The 16,056-nt window shown below is 39.3% G+C and carries 13 protein-coding genes, 2 rRNA genes and 3 pseudogenes (1 of these 18 only partly in view); 14 read left to right on the forward strand and 4 right to left on the reverse strand.

Features of this window, described 5'->3' with window-relative positions; all coding sequences use genetic code 11:
* The first annotated feature begins 94 nt into the window (after positions 1-94).
* The 5 genes from fabL to Q5794_RS02105 all read left to right on the forward strand — a co-directional run bounded on the left by fabL (position 95) and on the right by Q5794_RS02105 (position 4,338).
* A complete protein-coding gene (fabL, locus tag Q5794_RS02085; protein WP_016762867.1) occupies positions 95-844 on the forward strand; it encodes an enoyl-[acyl-carrier-protein] reductase FabL in 750 nt (249 codons plus the stop codon).
* A gap of 97 nt (positions 845-941) precedes the next feature.
* Entirely contained in the window at positions 942-1,235 is a 294-nt protein-coding gene (locus Q5794_RS02090; RefSeq protein WP_013081547.1) for a gamma-type small acid-soluble spore protein, read from the forward strand.
* A gap of 189 nt (positions 1,236-1,424) precedes the next feature.
* Positions 1,425-1,685: a YgaB family protein gene (locus Q5794_RS02095; protein WP_013081548.1), complete on the forward strand. Its 261-nt coding sequence runs from the start codon at positions 1,425-1,427 to the stop codon at positions 1,683-1,685.
* A gap of 195 nt (positions 1,686-1,880) precedes the next feature.
* Positions 1,881-2,417, forward strand: coding sequence for a DUF402 domain-containing protein (locus tag Q5794_RS02100; RefSeq protein ID WP_214986957.1), 537 nt, complete (start codon positions 1,881-1,883; stop codon positions 2,415-2,417).
* Positions 2,418-2,586: 169 nt separating this feature from the next.
* Positions 2,587-4,338, forward strand: coding sequence for an ABC transporter ATP-binding protein (locus Q5794_RS02105; RefSeq protein ID WP_214986956.1), 1,752 nt, complete (start codon positions 2,587-2,589; stop codon positions 4,336-4,338).
* A gap of 35 nt (positions 4,339-4,373) precedes the next feature.
* On the opposite strand, the gene Q5794_RS02110 is transcribed toward Q5794_RS02105, so the two are convergent.
* The 3 genes and pseudogenes from Q5794_RS02110 to Q5794_RS02120 all read right to left on the reverse strand — a co-directional run bounded on the left by Q5794_RS02110 (position 4,374) and on the right by Q5794_RS02120 (position 7,391).
* Positions 4,374-5,462 (reverse strand): aromatic acid exporter family protein, encoded by a 1,089-nt coding sequence (locus Q5794_RS02110; protein WP_057240319.1) that lies wholly within the window; start codon positions 5,460-5,462, stop codon positions 4,374-4,376.
* Between the two features lie 287 nt (positions 5,463-5,749).
* A pseudogene (locus tag Q5794_RS02115) lies at positions 5,750-5,955 on the reverse strand (hypothetical protein); the annotation flags it as partial.
* A 137-nt stretch (positions 5,956-6,092) separates the two neighbouring features.
* Positions 6,093-7,391, reverse strand: coding sequence for a glutamate-1-semialdehyde 2,1-aminomutase (locus Q5794_RS02120; RefSeq protein WP_192997870.1), 1,299 nt, complete (start codon positions 7,389-7,391; stop codon positions 6,093-6,095).
* Between the two features lie 202 nt (positions 7,392-7,593).
* On the opposite strand from Q5794_RS02120, the gene Q5794_RS02125 reads away from it, so the two are divergent.
* The 6 genes from Q5794_RS02125 to perR all read left to right on the forward strand — a co-directional run bounded on the left by Q5794_RS02125 (position 7,594) and on the right by perR (position 11,900).
* A complete protein-coding gene (locus Q5794_RS02125) occupies positions 7,594-8,607 on the forward strand; it encodes an ATP-binding cassette domain-containing protein (RefSeq protein ID WP_013055167.1) in 1,014 nt (337 codons plus the stop codon).
* Positions 8,600-9,391: an ABC-2 family transporter protein gene (locus Q5794_RS02130; RefSeq protein ID WP_043977886.1), complete on the forward strand. Its 792-nt coding sequence runs from the start codon at positions 8,600-8,602 to the stop codon at positions 9,389-9,391. Before Q5794_RS02125 ends, Q5794_RS02130 begins: the two co-directional genes overlap by 8 nt.
* 9 nt (positions 9,392-9,400) lie before the next feature.
* The gene (locus Q5794_RS02135) at positions 9,401-10,186 is read left to right on the forward strand and encodes an ABC transporter permease (RefSeq protein ID WP_214986996.1); all 786 of its coding nucleotides are present in this window, start codon (positions 9,401-9,403) and stop codon (positions 10,184-10,186) included.
* An 89-nt stretch (positions 10,187-10,275) separates the two neighbouring features.
* A complete protein-coding gene (locus Q5794_RS02140; RefSeq protein ID WP_251034100.1) occupies positions 10,276-10,671 on the forward strand; it encodes an ion channel in 396 nt (131 codons plus the stop codon).
* A gap of 69 nt (positions 10,672-10,740) precedes the next feature.
* Positions 10,741-11,211 (forward strand): thioredoxin-dependent thiol peroxidase, encoded by a 471-nt coding sequence (bcp, locus tag Q5794_RS02145; protein WP_013055171.1) that lies wholly within the window; start codon positions 10,741-10,743, stop codon positions 11,209-11,211.
* Between the two features lie 254 nt (positions 11,212-11,465).
* On the forward strand, positions 11,466-11,900 hold the full coding sequence (perR, locus tag Q5794_RS02150) for a peroxide-responsive transcriptional repressor PerR (RefSeq protein WP_013055172.1): 435 nt from the start codon (positions 11,466-11,468) through the stop codon (positions 11,898-11,900).
* A 30-nt stretch (positions 11,901-11,930) separates the two neighbouring features.
* Here perR and Q5794_RS02155 read toward each other — a convergent pair.
* A pseudogene (locus Q5794_RS02155) lies at positions 11,931-12,281 on the reverse strand (YgzB family protein); the annotation flags it as partial.
* Between the two features lie 222 nt (positions 12,282-12,503).
* Here Q5794_RS02155 and Q5794_RS02160 point away from each other — a divergent pair.
* The 3 genes and pseudogenes from Q5794_RS02160 to Q5794_RS02170 form a co-directional block, all read left to right on the forward strand.
* Positions 12,504-13,369, forward strand: a pseudogene (locus Q5794_RS02160) (nucleotidyltransferase-like protein).
* A 345-nt stretch (positions 13,370-13,714) separates the two neighbouring features.
* Positions 13,715-15,266 (forward strand): 16S ribosomal RNA (locus Q5794_RS02165).
* 225 nt (positions 15,267-15,491) lie between these two features.
* Positions 15,492-16,056 (forward strand): 23S ribosomal RNA (locus tag Q5794_RS02170) (it continues 2,371 nt past the right edge of the window).
* The 16S and 23S rRNA genes sit together here, the layout of an rRNA operon.

Consider the following 16,056-nt stretch of genomic DNA (forward strand, 5'->3'; position numbering starts at 1 on the left):
ATCTATTTTCTCTATTTTCTCTATATTACTTGTTTCTTATGCGATAAAATCAGTACAATGTAAGGATAATACGATACATAAGGGAGATGACATCATGTCACAAAAGGTAGCACTAGTTACGGGAAGCAGCAGAGGTATTGGTAAAGAAATTGCCTTACGTCTGGCTAAAGAAGGATACGATATTGTATTAAACTATGCACGAAGCAAAAGTGCAGCGCAGGAAGTAGCAGAAGAAATCAAAGCATTAGGCAGAGAAGCATTAGTTGTTAAAGCAAACGTAGGAAAAGTAGAGAAAATTAAAGAAATGTTTGAGCAAATTGATGAAGCATTCGGTCGCTTAGACGTATTTGTAAGTAATGCGGCGTCAGGAGTGTTACGTCCTATTATGGAATTGGAAGAAACTCACTGGAACTGGACAATGGATATTAACAGCAAAGGATATTTATTCTGTGCACAAGAAGCGGCTAAACGTATGGAAAAAGTAGGCGGAGGAAAGATTGTTACCATCAGTTCGCTTGGGTCTATTCGCTATTTAGAAAATTATACAACAGTAGGCGTGTCAAAAGCCGCTGTAGAAGCGTTGACCCGCTATTTAGCAGTGGAGCTGGCTCCAAAGAATATTGTGGTAAATGCTGTATCTGGAGGAGCTGTTGATACAGAAGCATTAAAACATTTCCCAAATCGCGATGAGCTTCTAGATGATGCACGCAAGCATACTCCAGCTGGTCGTATGGTGGAGCCAAAAGATATGGTAGATGCAGTTATGTTCTTAGTGTCCGATCAAGCAAATATGATTTGCGGTCAAACGCTTATTATTGATGGAGGGCGTTCACTTTTAATGTAAGGTAAATGTGTTTTGTGCTTGCGCCTTAAAATATTGAAAAAAGTTTGCATACCCTATTTACCTCCCGGGCATATTAATTTTCGTGGAGGTGATTACAATGGCAAAACAAACAAACAAAACAGCATCTGGTACAAGCACACAACACGTGAAACAACAAAATGCTCAAGCATCTAAAAACAACTTCGGTACTGAATTTGGTAGCGAAACAAATGTACAAGAAGTGAAACAACAAAATGCTCAAGCTGCGGCAAACAAAAGCCAAAATGCTCAAGCATCTAAAAACAACTTCGGTACTGAATTTGCTAGCGAAACAAGTGCTCAAGAAGTGAGACAACAAAACGCACAAGCTGAAGCAAAGAAAAACCAAAACTCTGGTAAATACCAAGGTTAATATCAAAAGCGAACTTAACGTCTTTCATACGGCGATGTTAAGTTCGCTTTTTCTTATATAAAAAGCAACAAAGTATGACAAAACTTCTTGAAACTTTTCACAACTCGTCAAAGGAATCTGTATCACCTAAACAGAATGTTAACAGAAGTGCCGCGTGTATGGTTAAAGCAAATAGGGAGGAGCTATCGTATGAAAAAATTTGATCAGCTAGTGACTCAACAATTGGAGACCATGGATCAACTTCTGTTTTTGCAGTCTGAGATTGAGCGCTGTCAGGAAATCGAAGGTGAACTAATAAAACTTCATGAAGAAGCAAAACTTCATTCTGTGCAAGATGAAATTAGTGAAATGAAGCTAAAATTAAAAGAGATTCAATTGACGTTTGAAGCACAAACCGAAGACATTATTCGTACATATAAAAGTGAAGGGGCTTGCTCTACACTTGCTTAATGAACATTGATGTGTCACTTCCTCTCTTTTTTAAGGCTGCCAAGCAAAGGAAAAGTAGGGGGAGTGGCTTTTTTGAACTCAAGAAGGTTAGCACATTTGTGTTAAAATGAGAGAGAAACCGTTATAATAAACATAAGACAAATGGAGACGTTATATAAATTTTTTTAAGTGCTAAAATGAAAGTAGGTATTGGAGATGGGAATTCCGGTGGAAGGAGAAACAATTCAAATACACAGCTACAAGCATAATGGATATATTCATCGCGTGTGGGATCGGACAACCGTATTAAAAGCAACCAATAACTTAGTGATTGGAGGAAATGATCGTACGGTCGTTACAGAATCAGATGGACGAACGTGGGTCACAAGAGAGCCTGCAATTTGTTATTTTCATGCTCAGCAGTGGTTTAACGTCATTGGGATGATCCGTGAAGATGGAATTTATTATTACTGCAATATCAGTTCGCCGTTCATTTATGATGACAATGAAGCGCTCAAATATATTGATTATGATTTAGATATCAAAGTCTATCCAGATATGACATACACCCTTCTTGATGAAGATGAATATGAGAAGCATCGAAAAGAAATGAATTATCCAGAAGTGATTGACCGTATTTTACATAATCACGTCGAGGAGTTAAAAGGTTGGATTCGACAGCGAAAAGGCCCGTTTGCTCCAGATTTCATTGACATTTGGTATGAGCGTTTTTTAACATATCGACATTCTTGATGAATGATCTAGAGAACATTATGTTAGGCCGTCTAAAGCTGACTGTTTGATATAATGTTCTTTTTGGCGTTATGCTCACCATCTTTTAGAAAAGATAAAAGCACTAAAAAATCGACGCGTGTACATATACTAAGAAAGCTTGCCCTCATAGATAGAAAGGGGAGATTTTATGGGAAGTATAAGACGCTACATGAAGTTTGTACAGCCATACAAATGGCAAATTGTCGGCACTGTATTAATTGGTATTATTAAATTTGCTATTCCTTTATTAATTCCGCTGCTTTTGAAATATGTTTTGGATGATATCGTAAATGGACATGGCATGTCTTCCTCTGAAAAAATTCATAAAATGGTGACGATTATGGGGATTTCGTTTGTTATATTTTTAGTGTTAAGACCTCCCATTGAATATTACAGGCAGTATTATGCTCAGTGGGTATCGAGCAAAGTACTATATGATATACGAGATCAGCTGTTTAGTCATATTCAAAAGCTTAGTTTACGTTATTATGCAAATACTCGAGCGGGTGAAGTGATTTCACGAGTCATTAATGATGTAGAGCAAACAAAAAACTTTGTTATCACAGGCTTAATGAATGTATGGCTTGATATGATGACGATTGTAATAGCTATTGTGATTATGTTTACGATGAATGTACCTTTAACACTGGTATCGATTATTTTGCTGCCGGTTTATGCGTTCTCTGTAAAATATTTTTACAGTCGTCTTCGCCATTTAACAAGAGTCCGTTCGCAGGCTTTAGCGGAAGTGCAGGGGCACTTACATGAAAGGGTTCAAGGAATCTCTGTTATTCGCAGCTTTGCTATTGAGCCTCATGAGCAGAAACAATTTGATAAGCAAAATTCAAATTTTCTACAAAAAGCAATCAATCATACGAATTGGAATGCAAAAACATTTGCAGTAGTAAATACCATTACCGATTTGGCACCTTTAATCGTGATTACATTTGCTGGATATCAAGTCATCACAGAAAGTCTTAGCGTAGGAACGATGGTAGCATTTGTTGCCTACATTGACCGCTTGTATAATCCGCTTCGCCGCTTGGTCAATTCATCGACTACGCTCACGCAGTCTGTTGCATCTATGGACCGGGTGTTTGAGTTCATTGATGAAGAATACGATATTACAGACAAGAAAGATGCAAAAGAATGCATTGAGCTTCATGGGAAAGTTCAGTTTGAGCACGTTTCATTTGCTTATGAAGAAGAAGAAAAACCCGTGATTCATGATATTAATTTAGATGTAGAAAAAGGAAAATCTGTTGCGTTTGTTGGAATGAGCGGAGGAGGGAAATCCACGCTTATCAGCTTAATTCCGCGCTTTTACGATGTGACAGAGGGGAAAATTCTCATTGATGACATTGATATCAAAACCTATAAAGTACGCAGCCTGCGAGATAAGATTGGAATCGTCCTGCAGGATACGGTGTTGTTTAGTGACACGGTTAAAAACAATATACTGCTTGGAAAGCCAGGAGCGACAGATGAAGAAGTAATTGCTGCGGCAAAAGCCGCAAATGCCCACGATTTTATTATGAATTTGCCCGAAGGATATGATACAAAAGTGGGAGAGCGGGGAATGAAGCTATCAGGGGGACAGAAGCAGCGTATTTCCATTTCGCGCGTATTTTTAAAAAATCCAGCTATTCTTATTTTTGATGAAGCCACTTCAGCTCTAGATTTGGAAAGTGAGCACTATATTCAAGAAGCATTAGCTGAACTAGCAAAAGACCGTACGACCTTCATTGTAGCCCATCGTTTATCTACAATTACTCATGTTGATGAAATTGTACTTTTAGAAAATGGAAGAGTAGTCGAACGAGGTTCTCATGAGGAGTTAATTAAGAAAAAAGGTCATTACTATCAGCTCTTTAACGTTCAGCAGCTTGATACAATTTAAAAACACCACCTATTGTTTAACAATAGGTGGTGTTTTTAATCTTCTTGTCGCTGATGATTAATATCAAATGAGTTATCATCTTTGTGATAGTTTTGGAACGTATCAATCAGCTTATCAAGATGCTCTAACTCTTCACTATACTCAATGATGACCGAAATTAAAGGGAAGATATGATAAATAACCTTATTCTCTTCATCATTATCGTATATTTTGTACTGCATAAATTTATCGATTAAAGCTCGTTTTCCAACGCAGGCTTCGTTTGGTACAGTAGTGGTTGGCTGTACGCGTAATTTCCCAATGAATTTTAATAATACTTGCTCATGATACATTAACAGGCACTCAACTTCAGATTTGATTAAATCTTGAAATTGCTGCGGCATGACTTGAAGATCATTTTCTACTCGGTGAAGTAGTTTCAAGGTTGTAAGAGCTCGTGTTGTTACGGTAATCATTTGACGAAATAAAACGAGCTTGCGTGACTTAACAAAACGTTTTTTGGTTGAATAAGTGCGTTCTTCTTTGTAAAAATCAAAGATTTGATTCATTTTAGCCACATTGTCTTTCATTTTTTCAATGTCTTCTTTTAACAATGTGTGCTCAGATGCATGATAAAGATTCATGCGAATCCATTTAATAATTTCTTCCGTTGTGCTTACAATTTTATAATACAATCTTGTTTCATACTTTGGCGGAATAAAAATAAGATTGACAATAAATGCTGAGAATACCCCAAGTAACACTGTACCAAAGCGTATAAGTGCATATTCAACGAAATTATCTCCTGGATTTTCCATGATTGCAATTACTGTCACAAGCGCAAGCCCAATTGTATTATTAATACGTAATTTTAAGTTGACTGCGATGACAACAACAGCGGTAAAACCAATAATGATGGGATGGGTACCAAAAATAAGTCCAAAACAAACTGCAGAAGCAGCTCCAATCACATTCGCCTGTATTTGCTCCAATATTGTTAAATAAGATCTGTAAATAGACGGTTGAATTGCAAAAACTGCCGCAATTGCCGCAAATATTGGAGATGGTAAACTTAGAAATTCACCTAATAACAATGAAAGTGTAATGGCAATTCCCGTTTTTAAGATGCGGGCACCAAGTTTCATGTGCGTTCGTAGTTCCTTTCTGTAAAAAAGTTTTTTCGTTATGAAGAATGTTCCCCAAAACAAATGATAAATTGCAAAAATCAATCCTTCTTTATTACATAACCTGTTGGAAATAATATAAACAATAACATACTATACAAGGTTTAAGAATGGATATCAAGAGAAAACAAGCAGAAAAATAAGGGTATTTCTCGGGATTTTTCGACAGGCTGACAAAAAGGAGATGACGCGTAAGAAATGGTTATGAAAGGTGGGAATGTTCTATAAGGAAACCCAAAGGTAAAACGAAAAAGAGGTCGAGACATAACGAAATAAATCCAATCTAAAGACGAACAAATGGGATACATGGGCTGAACCGCTTGTGACACAGCAGTTGATTTCCGTGCAAGACTTCGCTTTCCGCGACCGCTGAGCCTCCTCGTCGCATACGCTCCTGTAAGTTCTCACCTGTTCCGCTTTTCCCGCAGGAGTCTTCGCCTTGCCCTCCAATCAACTGCTAGAAAGACCTATACACATGAAACCTACGTTTACCATAACAAAAAAAACGAACCACTAATCAAACATCTTGATCAATGGTTCGTTTTTCACTTCGTCTAAAATCCTTTTATTTCAGCCTCTTTAGAATAAGAATTAGCGTTCTTCACTTAATTGTTTAAATGCTTTTTCTACTGCTTCTAATGTGTCGGTAATATCTTGTTCTGTATGAGCTGTAGTAAGGAACCATGCTTCATATTTCGAAGGAGCTAAGTTGACACCTTGGTGGAGCATTAGTTTAAAGAAGCGTGCGAATAATTCGCCGTCTGTATTTTCTGCTTGTTCATAGTTTTTGACCGTTTCTGTTGTAAAGTAGACAGTAAGAGCGCCTTTCAATCGATTGATAGTGATAGGCATGTTATATGTACGAGCATGTTTTAAAATACCTTCTTCGAGCATCGCCCCTAGCTTATCCAACTGTTCATAAACACCTTCTTGCTTTAGTACTTCTAGGCAAGCAATCCCAGAAAGAATAGAAGCTGGGTTTCCTGCCATTGTACCTGCTTGATAAGCGGGTCCAAGCGGCGCCACTTTTTCCATGATTTCTTTTTTACCGCCGTAGGCTCCGATTGGAAGGCCGCCGCCGATGATTTTTCCAAAGGCAGTTAGATCAGGTTTTACACCAAGTAAATCTTGAGCTCCACCATACATAAAACGAAACGCTGTAATAACTTCATCGTAAATAACAAGTGCTCCAGCTTCGTGAGTCAATTCGTTGACTTGTTCTAAAAAGCCAGGTTCAGGCTCAACAATTCCGAAGTTTCCAACGATTGGTTCTACTAAAACAGCCGCGATCTGATCGCCCCATTTTTCTAATGCTTCCTTGTAAGGCTCAATATCGTTAAAAGGAACTGTGATAACTTCACTAGCGATACTTTTTGGTACACCTGCAGAGTCAGGAGTTCCGAGTGTAGAAGGGCCAGATCCAGCTGCCACCAATACAAGGTCTGAATGGCCGTGATAGCAACCTGCAAATTTAATAATTTTATCGCGTCCAGTATAAGCGCGTGCTACACGGATCGTTGTCATAACGGCTTCTGTTCCAGAGTTGACGAAGCGCACTTTATCTAATGCGGGCATCGCTTCTTTGAGCATTTTAGCAAATGTGACTTCATGAGCAGTTGGAGTACCGTAAAGAACACCCGTTTCAGCTGCTTTTGTAATAGCTTTCGTGATATGAGGATGAGCGTGTCCCGTAATAATAGGACCGTAAGCTGCTAAATAGTCAATATATTTATTTCCATCAACGTCCCAGAAATAAGCTCCGCTTGCCTTCTCCATTGCAATAGGAGCTCCGCCTCCTACGGCTTTATATGAACGTGAAGGGCTGTTAACGCCACCTACAATATGTTCGAGCGCTTCAGCGTGTAATTGTTCTGATTTTGTAAATTGCATAGTATGCCTCCTAATGAAAAGTTCAACTTCTTTATTCTATCAAACTTATTTGTTTCTTGAAAAACATTCGAGAACGTGTATGATAGAAATTTGTGAGCTAACTGCTAGAAAATAGGTCCTCGTCTCTTGGAGGAGCTGCTAGCAAGAGCGCCGGAAACAATAAAAGAAACCACTAATACGTCGACGTAACGGAGGGAATACAATGAAAAATGCTATTGAGGTGAATCAACTTCGAAAAGAATTTAAAGCCTATTCTAGCCGCTCTGGCCTTAAAGGGGCATTCCGGGATTTATTTACCCGTAATTATAGAGTCATGAAAGCTGTGAACGATATATCGTTTACCGTAAAACAAGGGGAAATGGTAGGGTATATAGGAGAAAACGGAGCGGGGAAATCGACGACAATCAAAATGCTGACAGGAATCTTAACCCCTACTTCAGGCGACATTACCGTAAATGGAATGAATCCTCATAAGGAAAGAGAAAAGTTTGCCCAAACGATTGGTGTTGTTTTTGGTCAACGCTCTCAGCTATGGTGGGATATTGCCGTACAAGAATCTTTTCGCCTGTTAAAAAAAGTATACAAAGTGTCAGATGAAGATTATAACGCTCATATGGAGCACGTTATTCAAACGTTAGATATTGGACCGCTGCTAGATAAGCCGGTGCGAAAGCTTTCTCTAGGTCAAAGAATGCGCTGTGAGCTGGCTGCTGCTCTTATTCATAATCCGCCGCTTCTATTTCTAGATGAACCGACGATCGGTTTAGATGTACTAGTTAAATTAAAAATCCGCCAATTTTTAAAAGAAATTAATGAAAAATATAATACGACGATTTTGCTTACGACACATGATTTAGCAGATATTGAAGCTTTATGTGAACGCGTTGTAATGCTGGATGAAGGCAGTATTATTTATGACGGATCGCTGCAAAAGCTGCGTTCGAATTGGGGAGACCTTAAACAAGTTACGTTTGAATTTGGAACCGCGCCAAATAAAGAACAGTTGAAGCTATTAACGCAAGGGATGCCTGTTAACTGGATTGAAGGTGATCAAAAATATTTGTGGACAGCGCAGCTTCAAAATAAAGGGGACTTGATGTCGCAGCTGATTGCTAAAGTGGTGGCAAAGCATGAAATCAGTGATATTAACATTGAAGAAATTTCAACGGAAGAAATTATCCGCAACATTTATGAAGAAGGTGTTGTGAATGGATAAATATATAGAGATGATACGCATTCGCTTTTTAATGATGCTGGCGTATCGGACGAATTATTACAGCGGAATATTGATTTATGCAATTAATATTGGTGCTTACTACTTTTTATGGTCCGCTATTTATGGAGGAAAAGAGAATATTCAAGGGTTATCCATTACCCAAATGACAACGTATGTAGCAGTTTCATGGATGGCAAGAGCCTTTTATTTTAATAACATTGACCGTGAAATGGCAATGGAAATTAAAGATGGCAAAGTGGCAGTAGAGTTAATTAAGCCTTATAGCTACCTTGGTATGAAAACAATGCAAGGACTGGGAGAAGGGATTTTTCGGTTGCTGTTTTTCTCAGTGCCCGGCATGATTATTGTCGCGTTTTTATTTCCAGTACAGTTCTCAGCAAATGCAGCAACATGGCTTTATTTTGGATTGTCTTTAATTTTTAGTTTCATTATTAATACACAAATTAATTTATTAACGGGTATTACGACTTTCTTTCTCTTTAACAATGATGGACTCATTCGAGCGAAGCGCGTTGTTATTGATTTGTTTTCAGGACTTCTTCTGCCCATCAGCTTCTATCCTTTCTGGGCGCAACATATTATGAGCTATTTCCCTTTTCAAGCCATTAGTTATATTCCGAGCATGATTTTCACAAATGGATTTAAAGGGCAGGAAGTAATAAATGCTCTTATCACACAAGCAGTTTGGTCAGGACTTCTATTTATCCCTATTGCATGTTTGTGGAACATAGCGAAGAAAAAGATGGTTATTCAAGGAGGGTAGTCTATGAAAATGTTTTATTTTTCGATTTTCTTTCAGTACATTAGTCAATATATGAAAACAAGGCTTCAGTACCGCACCGACATGGTAGTTGAAATCATTTCAGACTTATTGTTTCAAACAGTTAATTTGATTTTTATTTTAGTCGTATTTGGACATACTCAGTCGCTGCACGGATGGTCACGAGAGGAAATTATCTTTATTTATGGTTTCTTTTTGGTCCCTTTTGCTATTTTTTCGTCTTTCTTTAACATTTGGGATTTCAACGAGCGGTACATTGTTAAAGGAGAAATGGACCGAATTTTAACGAGGCCGATTCACAGTTTGTTTCAAGTTATTTTGGAGCGGATGGAACTAGAATCATTGTTTGGTGGTATCACAGGGATTGCAGTAATGGCTTACGCTGCGTCTTCTTTACATCTTCATTTCCAGTGGTATGATGTTTTTATTTTTCTATTATTTATTTTAGGAGGAGCGCTTGTATACGCAGGAATTTTCATCGCCTTAGCAAGCATAGGCTTCTGGTCGGATGCCAGAACCTCTATTATGCCTACTATTTATAATATTGGAAACTACGGAAGGTATCCTGTAGATATTTATAATAATGTCATCCGATATGTTTTAACGTGGATTCTTCCTTTTGCATTTGTAGGCGTATATCCAGCTGCTTATTTCTTAGGAAGGTCAGAATGGTATGGATATGCATTTTTAACCCCAATTATGGGAATCGTCTTTTTTGTAATCTCTATTTTCTTATGGAATACAGGTGTTAAAAAATACAGAGGAGCAGGCAACTAAATGCCTGCTCTTTTTCGTGGCTTCGGAGTAGTAATGAATGGACAAGAACGCGCGTATAGTGGTAGTAGAGTATAAATTAAAGGAGTAGAATGATGGTTATTTTTCTAATCCTCGTTATCATTGCTTTTGTAATTGGTAGTATGAAGTTTCTCTTTGAAAAAGAACTTGGAGAATTTCATTTTTTCTCAATTGGTCATTTCTTTGTCTTGTTTTATTCATATATTACAGTTTTATTGGGATTTAGCCTTATTTATACAGTGTGTGAGATGGGGAGTATTCCAGTGTTAAGCGGAGGGTTTGAACATGAAGGTCATTATTTTTATACGCTGTTTAACAGCATGTATTTCAGCGCAGCGACGTTATTTTCAGTAGGATACGGAGATATGTATCCGGTTGGAATTGGGAAATTATTTGCAACTTTTGAAGCGTTTATCGGCTATATTATGCCTGCAATCTTTGTGATGCGAACTGTTACCCGCACTTAAACTTGTCATCTTATCTAATATTGGGTACGCTATTCAAAGAAAATGAAAAGCGTAAAGGAGAAGATAAATATGACAGCTGTAGTTGGAGAAAAAGCACCCGATTTTGTATTGATGTCTACAAATGGAGAGCAAGTATCATTAGCGTCGATGAAAGGCAAAAACGTTGTGCTGTATTTTTATCCGAAAGATATGACGCCAGGCTGTACGACAGAAGCCTGTGATTTCCGAGATCAGCATGAAAATTTTGAAGAGCTAGATGCGGTGATTCTAGGAGTGAGCCCGGATCCAATCGACAAACACCATAAGTTTATTGATAAGCACGGCCTTCCATTCTTACTTTTAGCTGACGAAGATCACAGCGTAGCTGAAGAGTATGGAGTATGGACACTGAAAAAAAACTTTGGAAAAGAATATATGGGCATTGAACGCTCCACTTTTATCATTAATAAAGAAGGAATGCTCGTAAAAGAGTATCGCAAGGTTCGAGTAAAAGGGCATGTGGAAGAAGCTTTATCATTTATTAAAGAAAAAATGGCATAAAAACAGGCAGATAACTAGAGCAGTTTTAGTCTTTGAACATACAATATCAGTGTAGGGCATACCTCCTCAGATGTTAATATATTTAAAAGTGTGGATTGATTTCCACACTTCTTTTTTTGCATAAAATATATGGAAAATTTCTACTTATTACATAAAATAGGAATAGGCATCAAGTTGACAAAACGTGGGTAAAACATGTAGACTAATTATAAGAATTATAAAGTAATAATACTTACAGAAGAGGGGTGCATGACGTGTCAAATCATTTACAAGAAGCCCTTGAAACGTTAAAAGGTACTGGCGTTCGTATTACACCACAACGTCATGCTATTTTAGAGTATTTAATCAATTCCATGACACATCCAACAGCAGATGATATTTATAAAGCGCTGGAAGGTAAGTTTCCAAATATGAGTGTAGCAACCGTTTACAATAATTTAAGAGTATTTCGCGAAGTAGGTATTGTAAAGGAACTAACGTACGGTGATGCATCAAGCCGGTTTGATTATGTTACAACAGAGCATTACCATGTGATCTGCGAAAGCTGCGGAAAAATTGTGGATTTTCATTATCCTGGCTTAGACGAAGTAGAAAAGCTGGCTGCTCATATTACTGACTTTGATATTAGTCACCACCGAATGGAAATTTACGGAACGTGTCCTGATTGTACGGCTAAAAAAGCGCATTAATAAGCTGATAGTAGTGATACTATCAGCTTTCTTTTGTTTTTTTCTATTATACTTTTCGTCGAATTGTTTTCCTTCGAGAGACCGGTCAAGCGTAAGCGGCTCGTTGCAATACATACACATATCTACGCGCCCTAGCATTTTGGTTTGCTTTTGACATGTAGGGCAGGTTACTTGAACCGCTTTTGTAGAAAGCATGCCAATCCAGAAATAAACGCCGGTACTGGCTACGATGCACAGCAACCCCAAAAGCATAAAAATAGTCATTAGCCAGACTGAAGACCGAAAGAAAATTCCCCCATACATAACAATGAAACCAACAAAGATCAGACTGAGTGCAAACGTGCGAATCTTGTTAATTTTATTTGAATACTTTATCCCCATCAGTATCCCCCCTGTTACCAATATATCATAGAGTGAGACAGTGAATGATGATAAAAATTGAATCTTCGGAAAATTATCGTTGGTTTTTGAGCTTTCTGAATGATTTCCATAATTCTGAGTGGGATATCCGTTATACATCGTATATAATAAAAAAAGAAATCTTAGTCCATAGCCTTTAAAATTTTGAAAAATATTTGTTTATTACAGTTAGGAGAGCTCAAAATGGAAGATGTTTTACGGCCAATATATCAAGAAAGAGCTAGCAATAAAGACACACTAGGTATTTTACTGATTGAAAAAAGAAATCAGAATCTCCAGTGACGGATAATTTGGATGCTATCTTATTTATTGTGACCAAAACTACAGAAACTTCTCTTTTTATTAAACAATACGAATATGAAAATGAGCGTGCGGCACTTTATATGGCTTCTGAACAGCAAATGAGTGAATGGATTATGAATGGGACGAACCGCCGTATTATTGATTGGATCTTAAATGGTAAAGTGCTATTTGATCGAAACGAATATATGGAAAACTTAAAGAAACGCTTAATTGATTTTCCTAGAGAAGATCGGACAAAGAGAATAGGTGTCGAGTTTGCTAAGTTGATTCGCCGATTTAAAGAAGGAAAAGACTTTTATGCGTCTAATCATTATTTAGATGCATTCAATCATGTCATTCATGCTCTTCATCATTTAGCACGACTGTCTGTGTTGGAAAATGGATTTCACCCAGAAGTGACAGTATGGAACCAAGTGAAAAAAATAGAACCTGAAATTCATCGTCTTTACGAAGAGCTAATTATTAGCCAAGAAGAGGTTAGCAAGCGTTTAGAGCTGCTTTTCTTAGCGAGTGAATTTCTAGTAAATAAAAAAACTGAATTGGGTGCCAAGCATCTTGTTCATATTATGAAAAGTGAAAAGCAGGAATGGACGTTTAATGAACTGGTTCATCATCCCGAAATACGCCCTTATGCTATTGATTTAGGAATACTTCTTGAGTTTTTAATTGAAAAAGATATCATTATGGTAAAAAAAGTAGAAACCAAAGGAAAGAGTTTGTACCATAGACACTATGTGGCGAAATGATAGAGAGGATAAAGGGTATCTGATACGGTGCGGTTATAACGTATAGATACCCTGGTATATGACTTTATAGCCTGGATAAAAGGTTTTTCTAAAAAAACACGATTTATTTTAAAAAATCTATTGACGCTTTAAAATATCCGTGGTAAATTTATATACGTCGCCGATGAGCGATACTAAATTTATCAAAAACTTGAAAAAACTTCTTGAAAAAAGTTGTTGACAAGAAAGAGATAAACTGGTAAGATTAAAAAGTCGCTTAAGAGCGGCGGTTGAACTTTGAAAACTGAACAAAGCGACAAACGTCAACGTTAATTTTTATTTTTTAAATCGAGCAAGTCAAACATTTCTTCGGAGAGTTTGATCCTGGCTCAGGATGAACGCTGGCGGCGTGCCTAATACATGCAAGTCGAGCGAACTGATTAGAAGCTTGCTTCTATGATGTTAGCGGCGGACGGGTGAGTAACACGTGGGCAACCTGCCTGTAAGACTGGGATAACTTCGGGAAACCGAAGCTAATACCGGATAGGATCTTCTCCTTCATGGGAGATGATTGAAAGATGGTTTCGGCTATCACTTACAGATGGGCCCGCGGTGCATTAGCTAGTTGGTGAGGTAACGGCTCACCAAGGCAACGATGCATAGCCGACCTGAGAGGGTGATCGGCCACACTGGGACTGAGACACGGCCCAGACTCCTACGGGAGGCAGCAGTAGGGAATCTTCCGCAATGGACGAAAGTCTGACGGAGCAACGCCGCGTGAGTGATGAAGGCTTTCGGGTCGTAAAACTCTGTTGTTAGGGAAGAACAAGTACGAGAGTAACTGCTCGTACCTTGACGGTACCTAACCAGAAAGCCACGGCTAACTACGTGCCAGCAGCCGCGGTAATACGTAGGTGGCAAGCGTTATCCGGAATTATTGGGCGTAAAGCGCGCGCAGGCGGTTTCTTAAGTCTGATGTGAAAGCCCACGGCTCAACCGTGGAGGGTCATTGGAAACTGGGGAACTTGAGTGCAGAAGAGAAAAGCGGAATTCCACGTGTAGCGGTGAAATGCGTAGAGATGTGGAGGAACACCAGTGGCGAAGGCGGCTTTTTGGTCTGTAACTGACGCTGAGGCGCGAAAGCGTGGGGAGCAAACAGGATTAGATACCCTGGTAGTCCACGCCGTAAACGATGAGTGCTAAGTGTTAGAGGGTTTCCGCCCTTTAGTGCTGCAGCTAACGCATTAAGCACTCCGCCTGGGGAGTACGGTCGCAAGACTGAAACTCAAAGGAATTGACGGGGGCCCGCACAAGCGGTGGAGCATGTGGTTTAATTCGAAGCAACGCGAAGAACCTTACCAGGTCTTGACATCCTCTGACAACTCTAGAGATAGAGCGTTCCCCTTCGGGGGACAGAGTGACAGGTGGTGCATGGTTGTCGTCAGCTCGTGTCGTGAGATGTTGGGTTAAGTCCCGCAACGAGCGCAACCCTTGATCTTAGTTGCCAGCATTCAGTTGGGCACTCTAAGGTGACTGCCGGTGACAAACCGGAGGAAGGTGGGGATGACGTCAAATCATCATGCCCCTTATGACCTGGGCTACACACGTGCTACAATGGATGGTACAAAGGGCTGCAAGACCGCGAGGTCAAGCCAATCCCATAAAACCATTCTCAGTTCGGATTGTAGGCTGCAACTCGCCTACATGAAGCTGGAATCGCTAGTAATCGCGGATCAGCATGCCGCGGTGAATACGTTCCCGGGCCTTGTACACACCGCCCGTCACACCACGAGAGTTTGTAACACCCGAAGTCGGTGGAGTAACCGTAAGGAGCTAGCCGCCTAAGGTGGGACAGATGATTGGGGTGAAGTCGTAACAAGGTAGCCGTATCGGAAGGTGCGGCTGGATCACCTCCTTTCTAAGGATTTTTACATGACGTACGTTTTGACACTTTGTTCAGTTTTGAGAGTTCAATCTCTCAATTATAGAAAGCACACTACTTTCTTCTTATTAGATAAGAAGAATTTTGGTTGCGATTGTTCTTTGAAAACTAGATAACAGTAATTGCTGAGGAAAAGTGAAACTTTTCTTTAATCAAATCAATAAATAACACAACATTATGTTGTACCATTTATTCGCTAATGGTTAAGTTAGAAAGGGCGCACGGTGAATGCCTTGGCACTAGGAGCCGATGAAGGACGGGACTAACACCGATATGCTTCGGGGAGCTGTAAGTGAGCTTTGATCCGGAGATTTCCGAATGGGGAAACCCACTGTTCGTAATGGAACAGTATCTTTATCTGAATACATAGGATATTGAAGGCAGACCCGGGGAACTGAAACATCTAAGTACCCGGAGGAAGAGAAAGCAAATGCGATTTCCTGAGTAGCGGCGAGCGAAACGGAATTAGCCCAAACCAAGAGGCTTGCCTCTTGGGGTTGTAGGACACTCTATACGGAGTTACAAAGGAACGAAGTAAATGAAGCGACCTGGAAAGGTCCGTCGAAGAAGGTAACAACCCTGTAGTTGAAACTTCGTTCCCTCTTGAGTGGATCCTGAGTACGGCGGAACACGTGAAATTCCGTCGGAAGCTGGGAGGACCATCTCCCAAGGCTAAATACTACCTAGTGACCGATAGTGAACCAGTACCGTGAGGGAAAGGTGAAAAGCACCCCGGAAGGGGAGTGAAAGAGATCCTGAAACCGTG

Origin of the sequence: Priestia megaterium (assembly GCF_041941685.1) — a bacterium.
GTDB lineage: Bacteria > Bacillota > Bacilli > Bacillales > Bacillaceae_H > Priestia > Priestia megaterium_C.